Origin of the sequence: Collinsella aerofaciens (assembly GCF_020181355.1) — a bacterium.
Lineage (GTDB): Bacteria > Actinomycetota > Coriobacteriia > Coriobacteriales > Coriobacteriaceae > Collinsella.
The window spans coordinates 1,415,683-1,441,221 of the sequence record NZ_CP084004.1 but is presented as its reverse complement, the minus strand read 5'-3'; the positions used below and the strand labels follow the sequence as shown (position 1 = coordinate 1,441,221).

Here is a 25,539-nt window from a genome sequence, read left to right as displayed (position 1 = left end):
AATCTACACCGTCCTGATGCGCGGGTTGATGAGCAGGTAGAGCATGTCAACCACGATGTTGATGATGATGAAGGCAAGAGCAACGACGATAACGACGCCCTGAACCAGGTTCGCCTCGTTGCCCTGAACGCCCTGCAGAATCGCGGTGCCCATGCCGGGGAGGTTGAAGATAACCTCGATGACGACGGCGCCGCCCATGAGGTAACCGATCTTAAGACCGAGGGTGGTGACCGGGGTGATCAGCGCATTGCGAAGAACGTTGATGCCGACGACGACCTTCTCGGGAACGCCGGCGCCGCGAGCCATACGGACATAGTCCTTGTCGAGCTCCTCGACCATGGCGGTACGCACGATACGAGTCATCTGGCCCGTCAGCGGAAATGCCAAGGCGATAGCGGGCATGATCATACGTCCCAGATAGCCAACCGGATTCGTGGTGAAGTGAGGCAGAGCACCCGATGCCGGGAGCACCTTAAGGTAGGAGGAGAACAGCAGGATCAACAGAACGGCAAGCCAGAACGACGGGGTTGCCAAGCCGGCGATGGAAAAGACGCGGATCACTTGGTCCGGCCATTTGTCGCGATACAGTGCCGCGATGACGCCGAGCAAAAACGAAACGACCGCACCGATGGCAAGACCGATGAAGGTCAGCTGCATCGTGACGGGCAGGGCCGTGGAGATGCGCTTGGCAACGGAGTTGCGAGCAGCACCATAGGTGCCCATGTCGCCATGAATCAAATCGCCCATATAGCGCACGTAGCGCACGGGCCAGGGGTCGTCCAGGCCATACTTCTCATGGTACTCGGCAACCGCCTCGGGCGAGGCACCGTCACCCAACGCCGTGTAGGCGGGGTCGGTCTTGGAGAACGACATAAGGAAGAACACCAGGACGGTGACGCCCAATGCCATGATCGGCAACGCCACAAGACGCCTTCCAATCAAACGTAGCAAGTTGTTCACGTTCTCTCCCCTTTCTTTTGTCGGTAGGACCAACTGGTATATGAGTACGGATACTCATTACAAGACCCGAGCGACATCGTTGCCGCCCGGGTCTTTGTTTCAACTATGAGGATACGGTCCCAACGACCGACATCCTGCATACAGACTCAAGCGAGTCTTACGCCTTGACGGTCGCAACGCCCCTGAAGGACATGCTCGTCGTGCCGATGCCCTTGAAGCCATCGAGGGCCTCGCCGTTGGGCGCAGTGGACGGATCGTCCCAGGAAGCGGAGACGGTCTTGACGTGGACAACGGGGTACAGAACGGCGTTGTCGGCAATGATGTCGAAGCACTCGTTCCACTTCTTCTGCTGCTCGTCGCCCTCGGCGGCAAGAGCCTCGTCCATGAGACCGTGGAGCTTCTGCCACTCAGCGGACTCCTTCCACGGGCAACGGGTCTGCATCCAGACGTTGTCGCCGTACCACCAGTTGAGCAGCAGGTCGGGGTCGGCGCCGAAGCAGGAAGGATCGCCAGGGGCAAGGAGGATATCGTAGGCCTCGCCGCCGTCGATGGCAGCGTAGGTGGCCGGCGAGGTATCGGTCTGGATGGTCACCTCGAAGCCGAGAGCGTCGAGGTCGTTCTTGACCTGGGCGGCCATGCCCTTAATCTGCTCGTTGTCGGTGGTGCGCAGGGTGATGGCACCCGGGGTGATGCCGGACTCCTCGATGAGCTTCTTAGCCTTCTTGGCATCGGTCTTGTACACCGTGGAAGCCTCATGATAGTTAGTGAAGCTCTTGGGCAGGTAGCAGCTGGCAGCGGTGGCAAGGCCGGCGAAGGTGTTGCTGACCATCTTCTCGGTGTCGAGCGCATACATAACGGCCTGACGGACCTTGACGTTGTTCCAAGGCTCCTTGGCGACGTTGAACATGATGAAGCGGGTGCCGAAGCCCTGGACGTTGTCGATCTTGCAGCCAGCGCTCTCGAGCTGGTCGACGGCGTCAGCGGTGACGAGCTCCATAACGAGCGTGGAGCCTTCCTGCTGGGCGGTAACGCGAGCGGTGGGGTCGGTCAGGATGCTGTACTGGATCTTCTTATCCTCGGCAGCATACTCACCGTTGTACTCGGGGTTGGGAACCAGGGTGATCTCGGTATCGGAGATAGAGTCGTACATCCAGGGGCCGGAACCGATCGGCTGCTTGGCGCGATCCTCCTCGGACTGAGTAGCCGGGGTAACACGGATGATGGCCAGACGATCCTTGAGCAGGGAGAAGTTGGGGACCTTGGTCTTGACCGTTACAGTGCTGGCATCCTTGGCCTCGATGGACTCGAAGGGCTGGAAGAACGGAGCATAGGTAGCGGAAGCGGCGCAAGCGGTGTAGGAGGCAACGACATCGTCAGCGGTGACCTCGGTGCCATCGGAGAACTTGGCGCCCTTGCGGATGGTGACCTCGAAAGTGGTGTCGTCCACAGACTTGGGATCGTCGGTGGCGAGCTCGTTGAAGGTGCTGTAGTCGTGGTAATCGATGCCGTAGAGGCCCTCGACGACGTGCCAGTTAGCACCCAGGCCCACAGCGGAGCCGGTGCTGGCGGGATCGAAGCTGGACGGAGCGTAAGCGGAACCAGCGGTGATCACGCCGCCGCCACGGTTGGCGGAATCGGTGGAGCCGGAAGCGGAACCCTCGTCGCTAGAGCTGCCACCGCAGCCAGTGAGACCAAGCCCTGCGACAGCAGCGACGCTGCCGGTGAGGCCGAGGAACGAACGCCTGGACATACCCTTGTTGATGATGGCCATGTCTTCTCCTATCAATAGAGAATCTTACTCGGGAGCACCTAGACTTGCCCCCGCGCAACTTGCGGACGATATATACCTTACCTACCGACGAACCCAACTGAGGTGCCGCGCTCGGCGACCGATACATACATACGCTTGAACGGTATTTACTACCGTTCACCGAATTCATTGACAAATGATTCGCCAGACAGTATGTATCGACGAGGTGAGATATCAGTCTTCGTCAACCCGCAGGATAGCAGGGTTGTTCACCATGACTAGTCAAACGTTTTAGCGTTAATAAAACCCGAAACCAGCATGCAATCATGGCGAAATAAATGGTTGAAAATCACGCAATCATGTATATCAGTAGTTTAGGCTCGTGTTTAGCTATCGGAATGGCCAGCCGCCGCCTCGGCGCGCTCGGCATTCCACGCAACGAGCGCCTCGTGGACCGCCTTGGCAACATCGGCAGGTATGCCGCGAACTTCCGCGATCTCTTGCTCGCTCGCCGCGCGCAAACGCTTCATCGAACCAAAATGGCGCATAAGGGCACGTTTTCTGGTGGGTCCCACGCCTGGAACGTCATCGAGTACCGAAACCGTCATGGCTTTATCGCGCAATTCGCGATGGAACGTGATGGCAAAACGGTGCGATTCATCGCGCACCTGTTTGATTAGATAGAGCGACGCGGACCCGGTCGGAAGCACGACGGGAGTCTCGTCCCAAGGCACAAAAACTTCCTCATCGGCCTTTGCCAAGCCACAAACTGGTATATCGAGCCCAAGAGCCTCAAGTTGCTTGATCGCAGCGGTCAATTGCGGCTTACCGCCATCGACAACGAGCAAATCGGGGCGCGAGCCAAAACGCTCGTCGGCCATGCGCTCGGGAGCATAGCGTCGTCCCAAAACCTCGGACATCGACACGAAGTCGTTTGCCTCGTCCAATTCGGCCTGAATTTTAAAACGACGGTACTGGCTCTTGTCGGCGCGTCCGTTGGTAAACACCACCATCGAGGCGACGGTAAAGGTTCCATGCAGCGTCGAGATATCGAAGCACTCGATACGCATCGGCGGCGCCGGCAGCGCCAGCGCGCTTTCGAGCTCCAGGAGCGCTTGATTGGTGCGGTCGTCAGCGTACCCCGTTCGCATCATGTAGCGCATGAGGGCATGGCGCGCATTTTTGGATGCCATATCGAGCAAACGGTGCTTTTCGCCACGCTGCGGCCTATGGAGATGGCAGGAACGCTCGCGCTTGCCTGCAAGCCACTCCCCCAGCGCCTCCGCATCCTCAAGCTCGACAGAGAGGTTTATCTCAGCTGGAATATCAGCCGTCTCGTCGTAATAGCGCTTAAGAAAGCCCGATTGAAGCTCCTCTTCGTCGACATCCAAACCCTTATCGAGAATAAACTCGCAGGTTCGAACCGTTCGACCCTCACGCACGACAAAGACGCAAGCGGCGGAGATGGTCTCCTCGCGATAGAAACCGATGACATCGATATCGACACTGGAGGGAAAAACGACTTGCTGACGGTCGTCCAGACCCCTGATGACCTCCAAACGACGTTTGACGCGTGCCGCGCGCTCAAAGTCGAGCGCCTCGGCGGCATCCGTCATCTCGGAGGTCAGCTCATCGACGACATCCTTGCGATGGCCCGACAAAAAGCGCTCGACACGCTTGACGTTCTTGGCATAGTCCGTAGGAGAAATCGCGCCGACACACGCACCTGGGCCGCGCCCGACATGGTAGTCAAAGCAGGGACGCCCGTTTTGCGCGCAAATCATATTGACGATGTCTTCCTCGCCCTTGTGGGACTCGACGATACGACGACAACGACGCCACTCCGCACAAGAAGCCGAGCAGATCGGGATCACCTTGCGCAGCGTGTCAATGGTCTCACGCGCCGCGCGGCTATCGGTATAGGGACCAAAATAACGCGTTCCCGGCTTATGACGCTCGCGCGTGTATTTGATAGCGGGATACAGGTCGCCCTTTGTAATGGCGATAAAGGGGTAGCTCTTGTCATCCTTGAGGTCGACGTTAAAGTACGGATGGTACTGGCCGATCAGGTTGCGCTCGAGTACAAGCGCCTCATGCTCGGTTTCGACAACGATGTAGTCAAAGCTCGCAACCAATTGCATCATGAGCGGTATTTTTTGGCGCTCATCCTGCAGCGTCACGTACTGGCGCATACGGGAACGCAGGTTTTTCGCCTTGCCAACGTAGATGACATCGCCCTTGGCATCTTTCCAAAGGTAACATCCGGGCTGCGTGGGAACGCGCGAAACCTGCTCGGCGAGTGTTGGAATGTTGTCGTGACCGGCCACACGCACCTACTTGCGACGAAGCAGCGCCGAGACCTCGGGCATCTTAAGAACGACGGCAAGGCCAAAGGTAACAGCAAGCGAGACGACACCCGCAACGCAAACATAGCCAAGAGTAATCAGAATCGAGCCGCCAAGTACCCCGACAAAGTGTTCAAGCGCCCACATGACGCCGGCGCCTGCGGCAGCCCCTAGGCCGCCGAGCAAAAGGCCAAAGAAACCGCCATACAGGATAGATTTGACCTGAAGGCCACGCAGGCGACGACGCAGCCACCACAGCGAACAGCCGACCAAGATCACGTAGTCGACAACATACGAAAGCGCGATTGCCGGCATACCGAAGCCCAGCACAACGCCAAACAGCAGAACCGAGCCAGCCTGGCCGATGGCGGAATACAGGCAATAGCGGCTATAGGGCTTCATGTCGAGCAAGGCAGAGAAGCTCTTCTGCATCAACACGACCACGCCGTAGAGCGGCAGCGAGAGCGCCAGGTAGACAAGGTACTCGGACACCAGCGCCACGCCGGATTCATCGAACTTGCCGGCACAGTAAATCATGTTGAGCGGACGTGCGAAGACAATCAGGTACAGTGCGAACGGAATCAGGAAGAACAGCATCTGGGCGACGCCACGCGAAATGCCCGTGCGAACGCTGTCGTAATCCTTCTCCTGTGCGTCATGAGAGAGCTCGGTATAGAGCGCCGTCGAAAGCGAGGCGGCAATCAGCGCGTAGGGCAGCGTGTACCACAGGCGCGCATAGGCGATGACGGAAGGACCCGTCTCGGGCTGGACCACCAGCGCGGCAGCGTTGGTGATAGAAGTCGAGACAAACATGCACACCGTGGCGAGCAGCGTCGGGATACCGAGCGCAATCGTCTGGCGCAGCGCGGGGTCCTTAAAGTCGATATGGATATGGGGATGCACGCCGTGCTTGCCAAGCGCGGGAATCTGACATGCCATCTGAACAAAGACACCGAGGGTCGTACCGGCCGCAATCAAGATGATGCCGGCACGTTCGCCAAACTGTGCGGACACGGGCGCAAAACCCATAAAGCTCGCAATGACGATCACATTGTTGAGGACCGGGGCAAACGTCGACCAGAAGTAGTCGCGGTGTGCGTTGAGAACGCCCGAGAACACCGAGCCCAAACCATAAAAGAGAATCTGGATGGCAAAGAAACGGAACATGAACGCAGCGGTATCCATGCTGCCGCCGTCACCCGAAAGGAACGATTGCGTCCAGATAAAGCCCGGGGCGAACACGGTCCCCAGCAACGAAATGCCACCCAGCACCAAAAGCAGAATGCCAAGCAGGTTGCCCACGTACTCGTTCGAGGCCTCGCGACCCTGCTCACGCCTCACGCCCATGTACACGGGCAAAAACGCCGTCACGAGCATGCCACCCATCACGAGTTCGTAGAGCATATTGGGCAGGTTGTTGGCGACCTGATAGGAGGACGAGAGTAGCGACATGCCGATAGCGGCCGCCATTGCCCACGTGCGGATAAAACCGGTGACGCGAGACACGATAGTCAGAATGGTCATAAGCCCGGCGGAACGACCAACCGTGGAGTAGTCCGACGAGCCCATGTCGTCAGTGTCATCTCGCGACGAAGAAACTTCGGATGAGGGTGTCTGAGGCGCAGATTCTTTTGCAAAATGAGCTCCGCGCTTTGATTCTTCCTGCGGCATCGCTCAGTCCTCTCTCGTAATCGCGGCAACCGTCGCCCCGCAAAATGCAATTAAATCATCGGGTGCAAGCTCGAGCTGATAACCACGCTTGCCTCCCGAAATAAAAATGGTATCCCAAAGGACACACGTCTCATCAATGAGCGTCCGGTAGCGTTTTTTCATACCGACCGGGCTGCAGCCGCCGCGAACGTAGCCAGTCGCCGCAAGCAAATCCTTCACATGCATCATGGCCAAGGACTTCTCCCCCGCGGCACGCGCGGCGGACTTTAGATCGAGCTCGTCGGCAACAGGGATACAGCACACGACATAGTCGTTGGACGGTGTCACGCAGACCAAAGTCTTAAATCCTTGACCGGGCTCCTCGCCAAGCTGCTCCGAAATCGCGACCCCCAGGCCCACCGACTCATCACCATCGTCTTCGTACGTATGTAGAACATAGGAAATGCCGGCGCTTTCCAGCTCGCGCATCGCATTGGTTTTTGGCGTCTTTACAGCCTTTGCCATGACATATCCTTTCCCTCGCATTCGGACGCGAGGATTAAGTATATGTCCAATTCGGCTGCATACGTCACTTCGACACAGCAAGCGCCATCGAATCACAAGGAGTCGATGGCGCCCATAAACTGAATCGCCTATTTATTGAGCATCAAGTTGAGCCTGACGCTCCCGGTCGCGCCTGAGCAACGGCGCCAAAAACTTGCCCGTATAACTCTGCGGACAGTCCGCAACCTGCTCCGGTGTGCCCGAAACCACAACGGTTCCGCCGCCGTTACCGCCCTCGGGACCCATATCGATCAGGCGGTCGGCAACCTTGATGACATCAAGGTTGTGTTCAATCACCAGCACCGTGTTACCCGCATCGACCAAGCGCTGCAGCACATCGAGCAGCTGGCGGACGTCCTCAAAATGAAGGCCGGTCGTCGGCTCGTCCAAAATATAGAACGTCTTGCCCGTCTGGCGTCGATGAAGCTCCTTGGCGAGCTTCACACGCTGCGCCTCGCCGCCCGAGAGCGTCGTGGCGGGCTGGCCCAGGCTCACGTAGCCCAAGCCTACATCGTACAGCGTCTGGAGCTTGCGCTTAATCTGCGGGATATTCCCAAAGAAGGCCAGCGCCTCGGTGACGCTCATGTCGAGCACGTCCGAGATGGTCTTGCCACGGTAGGTGACCTCGAGTGTCTCGCGGTTGTAGCGTTTACCGCCGCAAACTTCGCAGGGAACGTAGATATCGGGAAGGAAGTGCATCTCGATCTTGATCTGTCCGTCGCCCTTGCACGCCTCACAGCGCCCGCCACTCACATTAAAGGAGAAACGACCCGGCGAGTAGCCGCGCGCCTTCGACTCCGGCGTACTCGCAAACAGCGCGCGCAGATCATCCCACAGGCCAATGTACGTAGCAGGGTTGGAACGCGGCGTGCGGCCAATCGGCGACTGGTCGATATCGATAACCTTATCGATGCACTCGATACCCTCGAGCTTTTTGTACGGGCCCACAGGGCGCGTCGAACGGTGAATGGCATTCGTAAGGGCAGGCGCAATGGTGTCGGTAACCAGGGAGCTCTTGCCCGATCCCGACACGCCGGTAACAACCGTAAGCGTACCAAACTCGATCTTGGCGGTAACGTTTTTGAGGTTGTTGGCTCGAGCGCCCGTGATCTTAAGGCAGCCGCGACCGGGCTTGCGGCGTTCATCGGGAACCCGAATCATTCGCTTGCCGGTCAGGTAGGCACCCGTCATCGAATCGGGGCACGCCATGATATCGGCAGGCGTTCCCGAGGCGACCACGTGTCCGCCGTTCACGCCCGCGCCGGGGCCCATGTCGATCACATAGTCGGCGGCACGGATTGTATCCTCGTCGTGTTCGACGACGATAACGGTATTGCCGATATCGCGTAGGCGCTCAAGCGTCTTGATCAGGCGCTCGTTATCGCGCTGATGAAGACCGATCGAGGGCTCGTCCAGAATATAGAGCACGCCCATGAGACCCGCGCCGATCTGCGTTGCCAGTCGAATACGCTGGGCCTCGCCACCAGAAAGCGTCGCCGAGGCACGATCGAGGGTCAGATAGTCGAGTCCGACATCGACCAGAAAGCGCAGGCGCTCCAGGATTTCCTTGACGATACGGCCGCCGATAAACTGTTGGCGCTCGGTGAGTTCCAGGCCCTCAAAAAACTCGAGCGACTCGCGGCACGATAGGCAGCAGACCTCGTAAATGGACTTACCGCCTACGGTAACGGCGAGCATCTCGGGGCGCAGACGAGCACCATGGCAACTCGAGCACGGCTCCTCGCGGATGTACTTCTCCAAGCGCGCCTTGGTGTTCTCATTCGTCGTCTCGGTATAGCGCTCGTACAGGATATTGCGCACGCCCGAGAACTTGGTGTCCCACTGGCTGCGACGGCCGTCGAGCTTTTGGTAGTCGACCGAGATCTTCGTATCGCCCAGGCCATCCAAGAATGCACGACGCACGCGAGGGGGCAAGTCCTCCCACGGCGTATCGGTGCTCACCTTAAAGTGTTTGCAGACCGCAGCAAAAATCTGCGGATAGTAGTTCGAATTGCCAAACAGGCTACCAAAGACTCCGTCGGCAATGGACTTCGAGGGGTCCTCGATCAGCGCCTCGGCATCAACGGTTTTCTTAAAGCCCAAGCCGTCGCACTCAGGACATGCGCCATAGGGAGCGTTAAACGAAAAATCACGCGGCTGAAGATCGTCAATGGAGTGTCCATGCTCCGGGCACGCCAAGGCCAACGAATACTCCAGCAGCTCGCCCTCGGTCCCCTCGGGAGCATCACGATCGGGCAGCATGTACACGTTTACATTGCCGTGAGCCAGCGCGGTCGCCTGCTCAACAGACTCGGCGATACGGCCCAGAGAGTTCTCACGGATCACGATGCGATCGACCACGACCTCGATATCGTGCTTGAACTTCTTGTCCAGATCGATCGGATCGTCGAGCGAGCGCACTTCACCGTCGACACGCACGCGGCTAAAGCCCTCGGCGCGAAGGTCCTCAAACAGTTTGGTGTACTCGCCTTTTCGCCCGCGCACCACCGGTGCCAGCACAAACGCGCGGCGGCCCTCCCCCGCCGCCAAGACCTTGTCGGCAACCTGGTCGGTCGTCTGACGCTCAATGACGCGGCCGCATTCGGGACAGTGCGGGGTGCCCACACGGGCGAACAGCAGGCGCAGATAGTCATAAATCTCGGTTACGGTGCCAACCGTCGAGCGAGGGTTTTTAGACGTCGTCTTTTGGTCGATCGACACCGCCGGCGAAAGGCCGTCGATTGAATCCAAGTCGGGTTTGTCCATCTGGCCCAAGAACTGGCGCGCATAACTCGAAAGGCTCTCGACGTATCGACGCTGGCCCTCGGCATAGATAGTGTCGAATGCCAGCGAACTCTTGCCCGAGCCAGAAAGACCGGTAATGACCACGAGTTGGTCACGCGGAATGGAAACATCGATATCACGGAGGTTGTGCTCACGGGCGCCGCGAATAACGATAGAAGAATCAGACATGGAAGCTCCTTGCCTCCTATTGCATCGAATCATACTGCCGATGAGTTTAGCGCACTCGACGCGCACAGATGTTCGTAATACAAGATTCGCAGACCTTTAGCTTTGCGTATCGGGCGCTTTGTTTCTCGAAATGCCGTGGAAAGGTTACAGTAATCTAATACTGAACTTAATTTGCTGTAACAGAGGAACGTCCATGACCGAAGATATCCCCCTTGAAATCACTTCGAGCGACATGGCCAATCTGCCCATATTCATCGCCGTCCTTATCGTGGCCGCCGTCGTCGTGCGCGTGTATTTTTCAATCAAACGCAACGAAAAGCCACCCATTGCCCGCGTCTTTTGGTGCGCGACGCTCCTCATCCCGCTCGGCGTGGTAGCTGCATGGGTTACGAATCAATTGCTCGTAAATGAGGGCAGCTCCCTATGGGTCCTTTCTTATTCGGCGCTCGGTGCCGCCGCCGTCATGCTTCTTGTCGAGCCCTTGGTTTCGGGACTTATCGACCAAACCGACCTTGCGACGGGAACGGTTGCCTGTATTTGCCGTGACATCCTTGTCATCGCCGCTGTTTCAGCGCTCTCGTTCGTTTCACTCGAAATTGCCTGCAACGAAACGTTCTATCGCATTCCCGCCAACTCATTCGGGTTTTCCGTCGGGCTGCTCGCGACGGTTCTGCTCTCCCTTTATTTGCTGGGACAGCGTCATGGAGGCGTCATGGCCCTCGTGCCCGTCGTCTGTTGCATCCTTGGCATTGCCGAGCACTTCGTCATAACGTTTAAAGGCGAAGCCATCCTGCCGAGCGATATCTTGGCCCTTGGCACCGCAATGGAAGTGAGCGAGGGATACGAGTTTACCTTTACCGCCGGAATCGTAACCTCTCTCGCCCTGCTGGAGATTTCCCTGGGGCTTCTTTCGCTTATCCGACCGCGAAAGCTCCGTACGCCCACCCATGTCTTCCCCGCAATCGCCACTAACCTCTGCGCTTTTCTGCTAGTGACCGTTGTGGGGCTCTCGAGCTTTTCCAGCATCGACTTGGAGCAGGCGCTGGATTTTGGATTTGACCGTTGGCAGCCCATCACCACGTATGCGTCCCAGGGTTTTATCACTTCGTTCACCGAAATGGTCAACGAGTTGCCCATTGAGAAGCCCGAAGACTATACGCCCGATGAGGCGCAGGGCATCGAACAGGAGCTCGCCGCCGCCTACGACAGCACATATGGCTCGAGCGAGCAGCGCGCGGCGGCCGTTGCCCAGTTCAATGAAATCAAGCCGACGATTGTTGCCGTCATGAACGAGAGTTTTAGCGACCTTTCGTGCTTTGAGCAGCTCCAGGCGGCCGGGTACACCGGCCCCGCATTCTACAACTCGCTTCCCGACACACTTGTTCGCGGCACCATGCTCGCTTCGGTCGCCGGTGGCGGAACGGCGAACTCCGAATTCGAATTTTTGACCGGAGCGACAACGGCCTTTGTCGGATTAGGCAAAATCCCCTATCAGCTGTATCAGATGAATGGCGTCAACAGCCTGGCAAAGGACCTTAAAGAGCTTGGGTATACCACTACCGCCATGCACCCGCAAAACCCCGTCAACTACCATCGAGATAAAATCTATCAGCAGCTGGGCTTTGGAGACTTTCTTTCAATCGGCGATTTCGAAGGTGCGCCCTATTACCATGCCGGCGTATGCGACTACGCCACCTACGACAAAATACTCGACCTGCTTAGAACCGACGAAGCCCCGCAGTTCATCTTTGACGTCACGATGCAAAATCACGGCGGCTACGACTATGGCACCGTTCCCGCCGAAGAGCTGACAAACTATTGGGTCGAGGGAGCCAGCGAGGGTGCCAATAGCGCGCTCAACACCTATCTCACCTGCATCAACGCATCCGACCGGGACCTCGAGTACTTTATCAACGAGCTCCGCAATATCGGCAGACCGGTTGTTCTTGTCTTTTTTGGCGACCATCAGCCGAGTGCCGCAACGACTCTCAACGACGAGCTGTACCCTCAGGAAGATACGGCAAGCCACGCTTTCCGTATCTATCAGTCGACATATCTCGTCTGGGCTAACTATGAGATCGCCGGCAATACCGAGCTCAACGTCTACGATACCGTCGGGGCAAACGAGATTGCGGCCATTACCCTTAATAAGATCGGCGCCCCGCTCACCAACTATCAAAAGGCTCTGCTTGCAACAAGGTCAGATGTGCCCACCATCAATGTCGCCGGCTATCTCGGCGCCGACGGGCTGCGCTACGACTTGGAATCTGAAGACAGCCCATACGCCTCGACGATCGACAAGCTGCAGCGCATGCAGTACCTCGAGTTTGCTAGCAAAGTTCAGTAAGCCCGCCCATTCGCTTGGGCCCATCGTATTGTAAGCGCGCTCGGCCCAAACGCATCGCAAATGACTCCCGCTCGCAAACGAGGGTACAATGACGCTCGTGTCACATCACGGGGCCCCGGCCCCAACATTTACAAAGGAGTCACACATGGGTTGCGAGCACGCACAGGCCGCCGGCGGACAAACGTCGCCGTCGCAATTTGAGGAGAACACGCTGTCCGAGGTCAAACGCGTCATCGCCGTGCTTTCCGGCAAGGGCGGTGTCGGCAAGTCGTTTGTCACCGGTGCCATCGCCACCGAGCTTGCCCGTCACGGCCACAAGGTCGGCGTCCTCGATGCCGACATCACCGGTCCCTCTATCCCCAAGATGTTCGGTATGAGCGGACGCCACGTCCATGCCCTTGGCAACCTTATGCTGCCCGAAATCTCCGAGCACGGCGTCAAGGTCATGAGCTCCAACCTGCTGCTCCAAAACGAGACCGACCCCGTCCTTTGGCGCGGTCCGGTCATCGCAGGCGCCATTAGGCAGTTCTGGAGCGAGACCTCGTGGGGTCCCATCGACTACCTGCTGGTCGACATGCCTCCGGGAACAGGCGACGTCGCGCTCACCGTCTTCCAGTCGCTGCCCGTCGACGGCATCGTCATCGTCACGAGCCCGCAGGATCTGGTCTCGATGATCGTCGCCAAGGCGGTCAACATGGCCGAGAAGATGAACGTCCCCATTCTGGGAATCGTCGAAAATATGAGCTATATCGAGTGCCCCGATTGCGGCAAGAAGATCGAAGTCTTTGGCAAGAGCAAGCTCCCCGAGGTCGCCGAGCGTTACAACCTCGAGATCCTAGGGCAGCTTCCCATCAATCCGGCACTCGCCGAGGCCTGCGATAAGGGTGAAGTCGAGACCGCGCTGCCCGATGGCATGCTGCCCAAGGCCGTCTCTGCCGTCGAGGCCATTGCCCCGCACGAGACCGCCGAGGCCTAAGTGAACACAAACGCCTCCTATGACGTCTTGGTAATCGGCGGCGGGGCCTCGGGTCTCGCCGCCGCCATTACTGCCGCACGCGCAGGCAAAAGCGCCTGCATCGTTGAGCGCGATGTTGCCTGTGGCCTTAAACTCCTTGCGACCGGCAACGGCCGTTGCAACCTTTCCAACGAATCAATTGATTTCCAGCGGTACAACCACCCCGCATTCGTCGAATCCGTCATGGGCCCCCAACCCGAACAAGAGCTTATGGGTTTCTTCTCCTCGCTGGGTATCATGACAACCTCCGAGGAAGGCCGACTGTACCCGCGCTCCCTTCGCGCCGAATCGGTGCGCGACGCGCTTCTCAACGTTTGCGACCGCCTAGGTATCACCTTAATCTGCGGAGCCAACGTTGCCTCGGCGCACAAAGCTTCCGAAGGCTGGGCACTCCAAATAGACCGTCCAGCGCGGGTGCTCAAGGCAAAAAAGCACGACGACCGAAAATCGGAGCTCCGCTCGCTTCGGAAAGCGCTCGCCGATGTCCCTCGCAAGAACGAGGCCCTGCAGGCACATGCCGTAATTATCGCCACGGGCGGCAACCCCACCGGTATCGCCGATACGTTTCGCCTTCCCCTCACTTCGCTGCGCCCCATCCTCTGCCCCGTATCGGCAACGGTCGTTGGCGATCGGGCGGCACTCAAGACGTTGGACGGCCTGCGCGTCCGCGCCCGCTTGACGCTCGCCCGCAATCATAATGAGCTCTGGCACGAAGACGGTGAAGTGCTGTTTCGAACCTTCGGCATCTCGGGCGTCGCTGTCTTCAACCTCTCCCGTCGTATCCAGCGCGGCGATACGATCCTGCTCGACGTTTTCCCCGACCTCTCTAAAGACGAATTGCTCGAGCAGCTCAACCGGCGCATTGAGCTGCTCGGCGGCTTTTCACCCCGCGATCCCCGTTGGCTCGACGGCATGCTCGCCCCGCAACTCTCCCACGTCGTCTGCACAGCGTTCGAGCAGTGCCATCCAGGCTCCAACGATGTCATCCACCTGGTCTCGATTCTCAAGCACTTTAAGCTGTTTGCCGAGGGAACGACCGATGAGCGCTCGGCGCAGGTCACGCGTGGTGGCATATCTGTCGAGAGCATCTCGACACCCAGTCTACGCGTGCGCAGCGTTGTCGACGCCCCGCTTTACGTCTGCGGTGAAGCGCTCGACATCGACGCCGATTGCGGAGGCTTTAACCTTGCGTGGGCCTGGATCTCGGGCATTCGCGCTGCAAGCAGCCTGTAGCCGCGCAGTCTATAATCAAAAACGCATTCGGGCCGTCTGGGATACCGGACGGCCTCTTTCTTGCCTCTAAGGAGACCTCGATGATTGAAATCACCCAAGTCAACGCGTCGCTCGATGAAGCCGGCGATGAAAATGCCTGTCTCATTGTTGGCAAGCGAGTCGCCAAGCGCGTCCTACGTTGCAAGGACTCCGAGATCAAGTCCATCGAGCTCCACCGCAAGTCAATCGACGCTCGCAAAAAACGAGACGTCCATTTTATCCTGAGTTTTCTTGTTGAGCTGACTAGTCCCCACCTCGAGCGAGAAGCGGTCGACAGCGTTGCCGAGCGTGACCGCTCGCGCGTACGCGCGATAGAAGACGATGAGCCTTCATTCCCCTCCCCCGCCTCCGACGCGCCTCAAGAACGCCCTGTCGTTGTCGGCGCCGGATGCGCCGGCCTTTTCGCTGCGCTTACGCTCGCCGAAGCAGGTCTTAAGCCCTTGCTCATCGAGCGCGGCGACCCGGCATTTCGCCGCTCGCGGGCGATCGACCTCTTTCTAAAGGAGCGCATCCTCGACCCCGAGAGCAATATCCAGTTTGGCCTGGGCGGCGCGGGGACTTTCTCGGACGGCAAGCTCAATACGGGAACCAAAAATCCCGCCCATCGCCTTATCCTCGAAACCTTCGTCGAGGCGGGTGCGCCCCGCGATATTCTGTGGGATGCCAAGCCGCACATTGGCTCCGACATCCTTCCCACGGTTGTCACCGCTATATCCCAGCGCATCGAGCAGCTCGGAGGTGTCGTCCGTTATCGAACGAAGCTCGTCGACATTCGCATCGACGCGTCTGGCGCCATCACCGGTATTGATGTCCAATCGTCCCAAGACGCCGCTTGCGAGCCAATCGAGACAAAGCACCTCATCCTCGCCTGCGGGCATTCTGCTCGCGATATTTTTGAGCTCCTTAAGGACCACAACGTGGCCCTCGCACAAAAGACCTTTGCCATGGGCGTTCGCATCGAGCATCCGCAGCGCGACATCGACCGTGCCCAATACGGAGCCTCGGCGGGACATCCTGCCCTCGGAGCAGCCCCCTACAAGCTCGTCGCCCATCTTCCCAACGGCCGCAGCGTGTTCTCGTTTTGCATGTGCCCCGGCGGACAGGTTGTCGCCGCCTCTTCCGAACAGGGCCACCTGTGCGTCAACGGCGCCAGTCTTAATGCCCGCGACGGACGCAACGCAAATGCCGCCCTGCTCGTTAACGTCACGCCCGAGGACCTTCCCAACGATGACCCGCTCGCCGGCATCGAGCTCCAGCGTGCCTGCGAGGCGGCCGCTTATCGCCTGGGCGGTTCCAGCTGGAACGCACCGGCACAGCTCGTCGGAGATTTCCTCGCAGGACGCGCCAGCAAGGCGCCCGGAAAGGTAAAACCTACCTATCCGCTCGGTGTGACCTGGACGGCAATTGACGAAGCCCTGCCGCAGCATATCGTCGAGTCGCTCCGTCTGGGACTTCCCCTACTCGGAAAAAAACTACGAGGCTACGACCGCCCCGATGCCGTTCTTACCGGCGTGGAGACTCGCTCGAGCTCACCGGTCACCGTCACCCGAGACCGAACATGCCATGCCGTGTCGACCCCGGGCCTCTACCCTTGTGGTGAGGGAGCTGGATATGCCGGCGGCATCATGAGCGCGGCCACCGACGGCATCCGTTGTGCCGAAGCCCTGATCGCAGACCTCTAACGCACGAATTCCAGCGCGCAAAAGACACAGGCCCCAAGCTCCACAGGGAACTCGGGGCCTGTTCGCTATTTCTTAAACCGTGCACCCTGGCGTTTTCTGCCCGATGCGAACGTGGAACCCTTGCGGGCCTGCGAACGTAAACGCTCAATCGTCTCGTCCTCAGACGCGCCCTCGAGCATCGCCCGAATCTGAACGACGGCATCGCGCAGGCGCGCCGCCTCCTCAAAGTCCATGGCGGCAGAAGCGTTACGCATATCCTCTTCCATGGTTTCGACAATCCGCACAAGCTCGTCATGCGGCAGTTCTTCCAACTGCTCCGCAAGTGTCTGCTCGGGCGCCACCGTTTCCGGCACGCCACCCTCGCCCGACTCATCGGGCGTATAGAATGCGCCATGGCCAAGAGAGTCGCCCTTCGAGCGCCCCTTGGAACCCACGGTTTTTTCGGCCTCGGCAATAAAACTTGAGATGTCGTTGATGGCCTTGCGCACCGTCTTGGGCACAATGCCATACTCTTCGTTATATGCCATCTGAATCTCGCGACGGCGCTGCGTCTCCTCGATGGCCTCTTTCATCGAATCGGTCACAACGTCTGCATACATGATGACTTCACCATCGGCGTTACGGGCCGCGCGGCCAATCGTCTGAATCAGCGAACGGCGGTTGCGCAAGAAGCCTTCCTTATCGGCATCGAGAATTGCCACCAGTGAGACCTCGGGAAGATCCAAGCCCTCGCGAAGCAGGTTGATGCCAACGAGAACATCAATCTTTCCCTCGCGCAGCGTTCGCAGGATCTCGACACGGTCCATCGTCGCTGTATCGGAGTGCATGTAATTGACCTTAATGCCGGCATCAAGCAGATGGTCGGTCAGGTCCTCGGCCATGCGCTTGGTGAGCGTGGTCACCAGCACGCGCTCCTTGCGGGCAACGCGCTCGCGAATCTCGTCCTCAAGATCGTCAATCTGCCCACGAACCGGACGCACATCGATCTTGGGGTCGAGCAGACCGGTTGGACGAATAATCTGCTCAACGTCGTTTTGGCTCACCCGCAGCTCGTAGTCGCCCGGTGTGGCCGAAACATAGATAAACTGGGGTATCCTTGCCTCAAACTCATCGAAACGAAGCGGGCGGTTATCGAGTGCCGAAGGAAGGCGAAAACCATGCTCCACCAGCGTCACCTTACGCGAGCGGTCACCTTCGTGCATGCCGCGAATCTGCGGCACCGTCACATGGCTCTCATCGATGATGCAGAGCATATCCTTGGGAAAGTAATCGATTAGGGTAAACGGCGGCTCACCCGGCTTGCGACCGTCCAGATGACGCGAGTAGTTCTCGATGCCGTTGCAAAAACCCATCGTCTCGAGCATCTCAAGATCATAATCGGTGCGCTGCTGCAGACGCTGCGCCTCGAGCAACTTATCAGTCGCCTTGAGCTCCGCCACGCGCTTCTCGCACTCTTCGCTGATCGATTTCAGAGCCGCCTTGACCTTCGGCTTCTCGGTCACGTAGTGCGATGCCGGCCATACGGGGATGGCCTCGTACTCACGAAGCATCTCACCGGTAACCTCATCGATCTCGGCAATCAGCTCGACCTCGTCGCCAAAGAACTCAAACCGCAACGGATGCTCGGCATAAGGCGGATACACGTCGACAACATCGCCGCGCACGCGGAACGTGCCGCGCGCCAGGTCATAGTCATTGCGATCATATTGAATGTCGATAAGTGCATGGATAAAGTCATCGCGCTCGAGCGGCACCTTCTTGTCGACGTTTGGAGCCAGACCCGCATAGTCCTCAGGAGAGCCAATGCCATAGATACACGAGACCGATGCGACAACGATCACATCGCGTCGAGATAGCAGCGATGCGGTCGCCTGATGGCGCAGCATCTCGACCTCTTCGTTAATCGAGGAGTCTTTCTCGATATATGTATCGCTTTGCGGCACATACGCCTCGGGCTGATAGTAGTCGTAGTACGAGACAAAGTAGACCACAGCGTTGTTGGGAAAGAACTCTTTGAGCTCGCTCGCAAGCTGAGCGGCGAGCGTTTTATTGGGAGCCATGACCAGCGTCGGCTTCCCCAGGGCCTCAATAGTCTTAGCCATCGTGAAGGTCTTGCCCGAACCAGTCACGCCCAGCAAAACCTGATAGCGATCTCCGTCCCTCACACCCTGCACAAGCGACTCAATGGCCTTAGGCTGGGAACCAGCGGGCTCGTATGGAGACACGACCTCAAACGGCACCTCAGAGCCCTCAACGCCAAAACGTTTGAGCTCTCCTCCAACACGCTCAACTTCAAATTCCGCCATGGATACTCCTAACTCATATATCTGCAGTATACGCAGGCGGCAGGCATAGTCCTATACGAACCGATCGGGATAGAGGGTCTTGTAGCGAACCCAGGCATTATTGACACGAATCAGATACGCCTGCGTCTCGGGAAAGGTGATTGCATTATGAAGCGACGTGCTCTGCTGCGCCCATCCGTCGACATTGCCCATGCCGGCGTTATAGGCGGCAATGGCGCTGTCAGTCGACCCGTTAAAATACGTTAGAAGATACGAAAGATACGCACAGCCAAACTCGATGTTCGTAGCGGGATCGTTAAGGTTGTCGGCGGAATACTCGCTACCATCGACAAGACCCTTGGCAATCATATCCTGGGCAGTCTCGGGCATCAGCTGCATCAATCCCCGAGCGCCTTGATTCGACTCAGCCTCGGGATCCCAATTCGATTCCGACTTTATGACAGCACACACCAGATATGGATCAAGATTGTGCGAAATGCTCGATTGCTTTGCATACGCCTCGTAGTCAATTGGATACAAAGGCTTAAAGAAGGCGGCAGGAGCATACGAATAGACGAGCGAAATAAAGCCGAAGACGAGCACAACGGCAAGTGGCGCAACGCGATACCACGTAAAGAAACGTGTCTTAGGCATCGGCCTCCTCCTTATCCGTTACATCCCCGAAGCCATGGCGCACAAGCCATGCGTCCAGTTGTTCAAAGAGCGAATTATCGCCTCCCGCATTATCGATTACCGTCGTAGCGAGATTGCAAAGCGAAGCCTCATCAGGTTGGCATGCAGAGCGAGCATCAAAATCAGAGGACTCCATACCACGATGAATGGCACGCTCGCGACGAACTGCCAAAGGAGCACTGATAACCAGAATTTCATCAGCCAGGCCAAAAGCATCCTCAAAACCAGTCGGGGCAGAAACCTCGACAACCGCAAAGGGATAACGGGGGGACGAAACCGTACAACAAACCGGATCGAGAATCCTAAGCGAAAGCTGTTCAATGAGAACGGGGTGCACAAGGTCATTGAGCCGTGCGACCGAATCAGGAGAAGCGAAAGCTCGAGAAGCGAGGATGTTACGGCGAACGCCGCCCTCCTCGTCCAAAATATCCCAGCCAAATTCTTCCGCGAGGGCATTGACGATATCGGAGCCTGGCACATACAGCGATTTGGCAAGTTCGTCCAGATCGATGAGCATGGCGCCATGAGATTCGAGATAGCGGCAGGCAGTCGACTTACCCGAAGCAATATTGCCCAAGACAAAAACGGTAAACATCAAGTCCTCCCTAACGCCAATGGGAGTTATTATCGCGCAAATACAAAAGAAGGACTCAAAATACAGCCAAACAGTAAGACAAGCTAAGAGAAGGCGAGTTCTTGTATTACAGCTCTCTATAAAACGCAAAAAAGGGGGAGGCCGCGAGGCCTCCCCCTTTTTCAGTTTCGATGACGGCTCGGTGCCGTCCACCGGTCAGCGGCGCCCTGGCCTCCCACGGGCTGGCCCCGCAGTACTCTCGGCGCGATGGGGCTTAGCTTCCGGGTTCGGAACGGGGCCGGGCGTGCCCCCCATGCTCTGGCCGCTGACCGGTGGGCGGCGCCCACCGTTACGGTGTCCTGGGTCTCATCTACGTGCCCTGGGGGCCGCATGGCGCATAGGAAAGATCTGACTCGGGGGCATCCTCGTGCCCGGACCGCGCGCATGAGCGCTCAGTCCCGCGGGCCGCGAGGTGCGGTTCCGGAAGAGCTCGGGCGATTAGTGCGGCTCGGCTGAGGACGTCGCCGCCCTTGCACCTGCCGTCTATCGACCAGGTAGTCTACCTGGGCCCTTACCGGAAGGAGAACTAATCCCTGGAACGGCTTCCCGCTTAGATGCCTTCAGCGGTTATCCGCGCCGCACGCGGCTACCCGGCCGTGCCGTTGGTCGACAACCGGTTCACCGGAGGTGCGTCCACCCCGGTCCTCTCGTACTGGGGGCAGCCTCCATCGATTCTCCTGCGCCCACGGAGGATAGGGACCGAACTGTCTCACGACGTTCTGAACCCAGCTCGCGTACCGCTTTAAACGGCGAACAGCCGTACCCTTGGGACCTGCTCCAGCCCCAGGATGCGATGAGCCGACATCGAGGTGCCAAACCTTGCCGTCGATGTGGACTCTTGGGCAAGATCAGCCTGTTATCCCCGGAGTACCTTTTATCCGTTGAGCGACGGCCCACCCACTCGGGGCCGCCGGATCACTAGAGCCTGCTTTCGCACCTGCTCGGCTTGTGGGCCTCGCAGTCAAGCCCGCTTGTACTCTTGCATTCAAAAGGACGGTTGCCGACCGTCCCGAGCGGACCTTCGCGCGCCTCCGTTACCCTTTAGGAGGCGACCGCCCCAGTCAAACTGCCCGCCTGGCACGGTCCCCGAGCCGGTTGACGGCCTCGGGTTAGGACGCCGGTCGCGCGAGGGCAGTATTCCAAGGGCGGCTCCCCGGGGGCTGGCGCCTCCGGATCTGTGCCTCCTGCCTATCCTCTACACGCGGGACCAGCGGCCAATGCCAAGCTGCAGTGAAGGTTCACGGGGTCTTTCCGTCCTTCCGCGGGTAAGTCGCATCTTCACGACCAGTGCAATTTCACCGGGTCCATGGTCGAGACAGCGCCCAAGTCGTTGCGCCTTTCGTGCAGGTCGGAACTTACCCGACAAGGAATTTCGCTACCTTAGGACCGTTATAGTTACGGCCGCCGTTTACCGGGGCTTGGCTTCGGGGCTTCGCCGAATCGGCTAACTCCTCCGCGTGACCTTCCGGCACCGGGCAGGCGTCAGACCCTATACGTCGCCTTGCGGCTTCTGCAGAGTCCTGTGTTTTTGGTAAACAGTCGCTTGGGCCTCTCCACTGCGGCCCGCCTCCGCTCCCGGAGCAAGTCCGTTCACGTACGCGCGGGCACCCCTTCTCCCGAAGTTACGGGGCCATTGTGCCGAGTTCCTTGACCATGGTTGACCCGATCGCCTCGGTATGTTCTACCCACCCACCTGTGTCGGTTTGCGGTACGGGCGCGCACGCGCCTGCCTAGGGGTTTTTCTAGGGACCTCGGGCTCACTCGCTTCGCTCAGTCGCTTCGTCCGGAGCCTCGCCCTTCTGCGGACCGGATTTCCCTGGTCCGCGGGCCGCGCTCCATCACGGGGACGTCCAGAACCCCGCCGAGCCACCCCCATCCGTCGCCCCGTCGGTCGTAGCGCCGCGTGCGCGGTGCAGGAATGTCTGCCTGCTGCGCGTCGGCTACGCCTACCGGCCTCGCCTTAGCCCCCGACTGACCCTGGGAGGATTAGCCTTGCCCAGGAAACCTCGGGTTCACGGCGGACGAGTTACTCTCTCGTCTCTCGCTACTCATGCCAGCATTCTCACTCCCATGCGCTCCACCGTCGGTCGCCCTCCGGCTTCTCCGCCCATGGGAAGCTCCCCTACCGATTCTAATGAATTAAAATCCCGCCGCTTCGGTGTCCAGCTTAGCCCCGTGTATTGTCGGCGCATGTCCACTCGACCAGTGAGCTGTTACGCACTCTTTGAATGGATGGCTGCTTCTAAGCCAACATCCTGGTTGTCTGGGCGGACGCACATCCTTTGCCACTCGGCTGGAACTTGGGGACCTTAGCGGGCGGTCCGGGCTGTTTCCCTCTCGAGCACACAGCTTAGCCCACATGCTCTGACTGCCGCGCTCTGGGCCGCCGGCATTCGGAGTTCGGTTGGATTCGGTAGGCGGCGAAGCCCCCTCGTCCATCCGGTGCTCTACCTCCGGCGGTGAACGCGCGACGCTAGCCCTAAAGCTATTTCGGGGAGAACGAGATATCTCCGGGTTTGATTGGCCTTTCACCCCTATCCGCAGGTCATCGCCGCCGTTTTCAACCGACGTGCGTTCGGCCCTCCACGGGGTCTTACCCCCGCTTCAGCCTGCCCACGGATAGCTCACCCGGCTTCGCGTCCGCGGCGCGGGACTCAAGTCGCCCTGTTAAGGCTCGCTTTCGCTTCGGCTCCCTTTCGGTTAACCTCGCCCCGCGCCAGCGACTCGCTGGCTCATTCTACAAAAGGCACGCCGTCACACCATAAAGGTGCTCCGACTGCTCGTGGGCGCACGGTTTCAGGTACTGTTTCACTCCCCTCCCGGGGTGCTTTTCACCTTTCCCTCACGGTACTGGTGCGCTATCGGTCACAGGGTAGTACTCAGGCTTGGATGGTGGTCCACCCAGGTTCGGACCGGGTTTCACGTGCCCGGCCCTACTCAGGGACCGCGTCGCGCCGTCCGGTCTGGGTTCGCGTACGGGGCTGTCACCCGCTGCGGCCGGCCCTCCCATGCCGTTCCGCTCCCCAGCCGGACCTGCGCCCGGGGGCGGCAGCCCCCGGATGCGCGGCCCTGCAACCCCGTCGGCGGAACCCCTGCCGGGTATGCCCGCTCGACGGTTTGGCCATCGGTCCCCTTTCGCTCGCCGCTACTCGGGGAGTCTCGAGATTGATTTCCTCTCCTCCGGGTACTTAGATGTTTCAGTTCCCCGGGTTGTCCTCCCCACCCCTATGTGTTCGGGGTGGGGATATCCACACCGCTGTGGATGGGTTCGCCCATTCGGAGACCCCCGGGTCGAAGGATGTGTGCTCCTCGCCGGGGATTATCGCAGCTTGCCGCGTCCTTCATCGGCTCCCTGTGCCAAGGCATCCGCCGTGCGCCCGTGGTATCTTGCGGGACCGCATCGGGCCCGCGGGATATCCACGTGTCGCTAATTAAGTTAAATTAATCGATATCATGAATAGCGCTCGTATGTCGCAATTCGGGTATCTCATACCGCGGCACAGTCTTCACTGTGCTCGCGATCAGATGCTCCTCACTCATTTATAAGTGAATTCTTCTTGTTTGGATCGGATGAATGATTGCTATCATTCTGTCTGATAAATCGCAGAAAAGAATCGAGTCTGGAAGAATGATCTTCCATCTCTCTCCTATCGCTATGCGGCTCTCAAGGTACGCGGGTGCGACCCCGGGGACCGGGTGCTGCGGGGAATCATCCGTGGCGGGACATCTACCGGACGGGCTCCTGCCCTCTATTCGAGTTAAAGTTTGTCTCTCTAAGAATTAATCTCCCTAGAAAGGAGGTGATCCAGCCGCACCTTCCGGTACGGCTACCTTGTTACGACTTCACCCCCCTCACCCTCCACACCTTCGGCGCCTCCCCCCTTGCGGTTGGGCCGGCGACTTCGGGTGCAGACGACTCGGGTGGTGTGACGGGCGGTGTGTACAAGGCCCGGGAACGCATTCACCGCGGCATGCTGATCCGCGATTACTAGCAACTCCGACTTCATGGGGGCGGGTTGCAGCCCCCAATCCGAACTGGGGCCGGCTTTCCGGGATCCGCTCCCCCTCGCGGGGTGGCATCCCTCTGTACCGGCCATTGTAGCACGTGTGCAGCCCAGGGCATAAGGGGCATGATGACTTGACGTCGTCCCCGCCCTCCTCCGCCTTGACGGCGGCGGTCCCGCGTGGGTTCCCGGCATCACCCGATGGCAACACGCGGCGGGGGTTGCGCTCGTTGCGGGACTTAACCCAACATCTCACGACACGAGCTGACGACAGCCATGCACCACCTGTATGGGCTCCTCTCGGCCACGGGGTCTCCCCCGCTTCACCCATATGTCAAGCCCTGGTAAGGTTCTTCGCGTTGCTTCGAATTAAGCCACATGCTCCGCTGCTTGTGCGGGCCCCCGTCAATTCCTTTGAGTTTTAGCCTTGCGGCCGTACTCCCCAGGCGGGACGCTTAATGCGTTGGCTGCGGCACGGGGGGATCGTCCCCCCACACCTAGCGTCCATCGTTTACGGCTGGGACTACCAGGGTATCTAATCCTGTTCGCTCCCCCAGCTTTCGCGCCTCAGCGTCGGTCTCGGCCCAGAGGGCCGCCTTCGCCACCGGTGTTCCACCCGATATCTGCGCATTCCACCGCTACACCGGGTGTTCCACCCTCCCCTACCGGACCCAAGCCGCGGAGGTTCCGGGGGCTTCGGGGGGTTGAGCCCCCCGCTTCGACCCCCGGCCTGCCGGGCCGCCTACGCGCGCTTTACGCCCAATGAATCCGGATAACGCTCGCCCCCTACGTATTACCGCGGCTGCTGGCACGTAGTTAGCCGGGGCTTCTTCTGCAGGTACAGTCTTGACTCTTCCCTGCTGAAAGCGGTTTACGACCCGAAGGCCTCCGTCCCGCACGCGGCGTCGCTGCGTCAGGGTTCCCCCCATTGCGCAAGATTCCCCACTGCTGCCTCCCGTAGGAGTCTGGGCCGTGTCTCAGTCCCAATCTGGCCGGTCGGTCTCTCAACCCGGCTACCCGTTGTCGGCACGGTGGGCCGTCACCCCGCCGTCTACCTGATGGGCCGCGGAGCCATCCCCTCCCGTCGGGGCTTTAGCCGGGGTGCCATGCGGCACCCCGGGGTATCCGGTATTACCCGTCCTTTCGGGCGGCTATCCCGGGGGAGGGGGCAGGTTCTCCACGTGTTACTCAGCCGTTCGCCACTCGCTTCCCTCCGGAGAGGGGTGCCGTTCGACTTGCATGTGTTAGGCGCGCCGCCAGCGTTCATCCTGAGCCAGGATCGAACTCTCCGTCCAAAATAAATGGGCTTCGAGCCCGTCCGGTCCTCACAACTATTAGCTGATCGGTTCCGTTCGATTCATATGG

At 59.1% G+C, this 25,539-nt stretch carries 13 protein-coding genes and 3 rRNA genes; 4 read left to right on the top strand and 12 right to left on the bottom strand.

The annotated features are described in order from the left end of the window. Window positions 1–3: 3 nt before the first annotated feature. The 6 genes from LCQ44_RS06155 to uvrA all read right to left on the bottom strand — a co-directional run bounded on the left by LCQ44_RS06155 (window position 4) and on the right by uvrA (window position 10,242). On the bottom strand, window positions 4–960 hold the full coding sequence (locus LCQ44_RS06155; RefSeq protein WP_035138896.1) for an ABC transporter permease: 957 nt from the start codon (window positions 958–960) through the stop codon (window positions 4–6). A 157-nt stretch (window positions 961–1,117) separates the two neighbouring features. Next, window positions 1,118–2,731 carry an ABC transporter substrate-binding protein gene (locus tag LCQ44_RS06150; protein WP_225093363.1) on the bottom strand — a complete coding sequence of 538 codons (1,614 nt, stop codon included), beginning with the start codon at window positions 2,729–2,731 and terminating at the stop codon, window positions 1,118–1,120. Window positions 2,732–3,096: 365 nt separating this feature from the next. Next, complete coding sequence (gene uvrC, locus LCQ44_RS06145; RefSeq protein ID WP_338149086.1) at window positions 3,097–5,037, bottom strand: excinuclease ABC subunit UvrC; 1,941 nt, start codon at window positions 5,035–5,037, stop codon at window positions 3,097–3,099. Between the two features lie 6 nt (window positions 5,038–5,043). Then, the gene (murJ, locus tag LCQ44_RS06140; RefSeq protein WP_225093361.1) at window positions 5,044–6,624 is read right to left on the bottom strand and encodes a murein biosynthesis integral membrane protein MurJ; all 1,581 of its coding nucleotides are present in this window, start codon (window positions 6,622–6,624) and stop codon (window positions 5,044–5,046) included. 105 nt (window positions 6,625–6,729) lie between these two features. After that, on the bottom strand, window positions 6,730–7,230 hold the full coding sequence (gene ybaK, locus LCQ44_RS06135; protein WP_006236166.1) for a Cys-tRNA(Pro) deacylase: 501 nt from the start codon (window positions 7,228–7,230) through the stop codon (window positions 6,730–6,732). Between the two features lie 132 nt (window positions 7,231–7,362). After that, window positions 7,363–10,242 carry an excinuclease ABC subunit UvrA gene (gene uvrA / locus LCQ44_RS06130; protein WP_225093360.1) on the bottom strand — a complete coding sequence of 960 codons (2,880 nt, stop codon included), beginning with the start codon at window positions 10,240–10,242 and terminating at the stop codon, window positions 7,363–7,365. A gap of 193 nt (window positions 10,243–10,435) precedes the next feature. On the opposite strand from uvrA, the gene LCQ44_RS06125 reads away from it, so the two are divergent. The 4 genes from LCQ44_RS06125 to LCQ44_RS06110 all read left to right on the top strand — a co-directional run bounded on the left by LCQ44_RS06125 (window position 10,436) and on the right by LCQ44_RS06110 (window position 16,558). Further along, window positions 10,436–12,589 carry an LTA synthase family protein gene (locus LCQ44_RS06125; RefSeq protein ID WP_225093359.1) on the top strand — a complete coding sequence of 718 codons (2,154 nt, stop codon included), beginning with the start codon at window positions 10,436–10,438 and terminating at the stop codon, window positions 12,587–12,589. Window positions 12,590–12,734: 145 nt separating this feature from the next. Continuing rightward, the gene (locus LCQ44_RS06120; protein ID WP_117840028.1) at window positions 12,735–13,565 is read left to right on the top strand and encodes an Mrp/NBP35 family ATP-binding protein; all 831 of its coding nucleotides are present in this window, start codon (window positions 12,735–12,737) and stop codon (window positions 13,563–13,565) included. Continuing rightward, entirely contained in the window at window positions 13,566–14,837 is a 1,272-nt protein-coding gene (locus LCQ44_RS06115; RefSeq protein ID WP_225093358.1) for an NAD(P)/FAD-dependent oxidoreductase, read from the top strand. A gap of 80 nt (window positions 14,838–14,917) precedes the next feature. Next, a complete protein-coding gene (locus LCQ44_RS06110; RefSeq protein ID WP_225093357.1) occupies window positions 14,918–16,558 on the top strand; it encodes an NAD(P)/FAD-dependent oxidoreductase in 1,641 nt (546 codons plus the stop codon). Window positions 16,559–16,623: 65 nt separating this feature from the next. Here the strand turns inward: LCQ44_RS06110 and uvrB are convergent, their stop codons facing one another. The 6 genes from uvrB to LCQ44_RS06080 form a co-directional block, all read right to left on the bottom strand. Next, the gene (gene uvrB, locus LCQ44_RS06105) at window positions 16,624–18,864 is read right to left on the bottom strand and encodes an excinuclease ABC subunit UvrB (RefSeq protein WP_225093356.1); all 2,241 of its coding nucleotides are present in this window, start codon (window positions 18,862–18,864) and stop codon (window positions 16,624–16,626) included. A 51-nt stretch (window positions 18,865–18,915) separates the two neighbouring features. Continuing rightward, window positions 18,916–19,497 (bottom strand): lytic transglycosylase domain-containing protein, encoded by a 582-nt coding sequence (locus tag LCQ44_RS06100; protein ID WP_225093355.1) that lies wholly within the window; start codon window positions 19,495–19,497, stop codon window positions 18,916–18,918. After that, complete coding sequence (gene coaE / locus LCQ44_RS06095) at window positions 19,490–20,131, bottom strand: dephospho-CoA kinase (protein WP_089573602.1); 642 nt, start codon at window positions 20,129–20,131, stop codon at window positions 19,490–19,492. The genes LCQ44_RS06100 and coaE overlap by 8 nt, the downstream gene beginning before the upstream one ends. A gap of 193 nt (window positions 20,132–20,324) precedes the next feature. Next, window positions 20,325–20,440, bottom strand: a 5S ribosomal RNA gene (rrf, locus tag LCQ44_RS06090). A 148-nt stretch (window positions 20,441–20,588) separates the two neighbouring features. Next, a 23S ribosomal RNA gene (locus LCQ44_RS06085) occupies window positions 20,589–23,563 on the bottom strand. A 400-nt stretch (window positions 23,564–23,963) separates the two neighbouring features. Then, a 16S ribosomal RNA gene (locus LCQ44_RS06080) occupies window positions 23,964–25,469 on the bottom strand. Together the 16S, 23S and 5S rRNA genes form the textbook arrangement of a ribosomal RNA operon. Window positions 25,470–25,539: the final 70 nt, after the last annotated feature.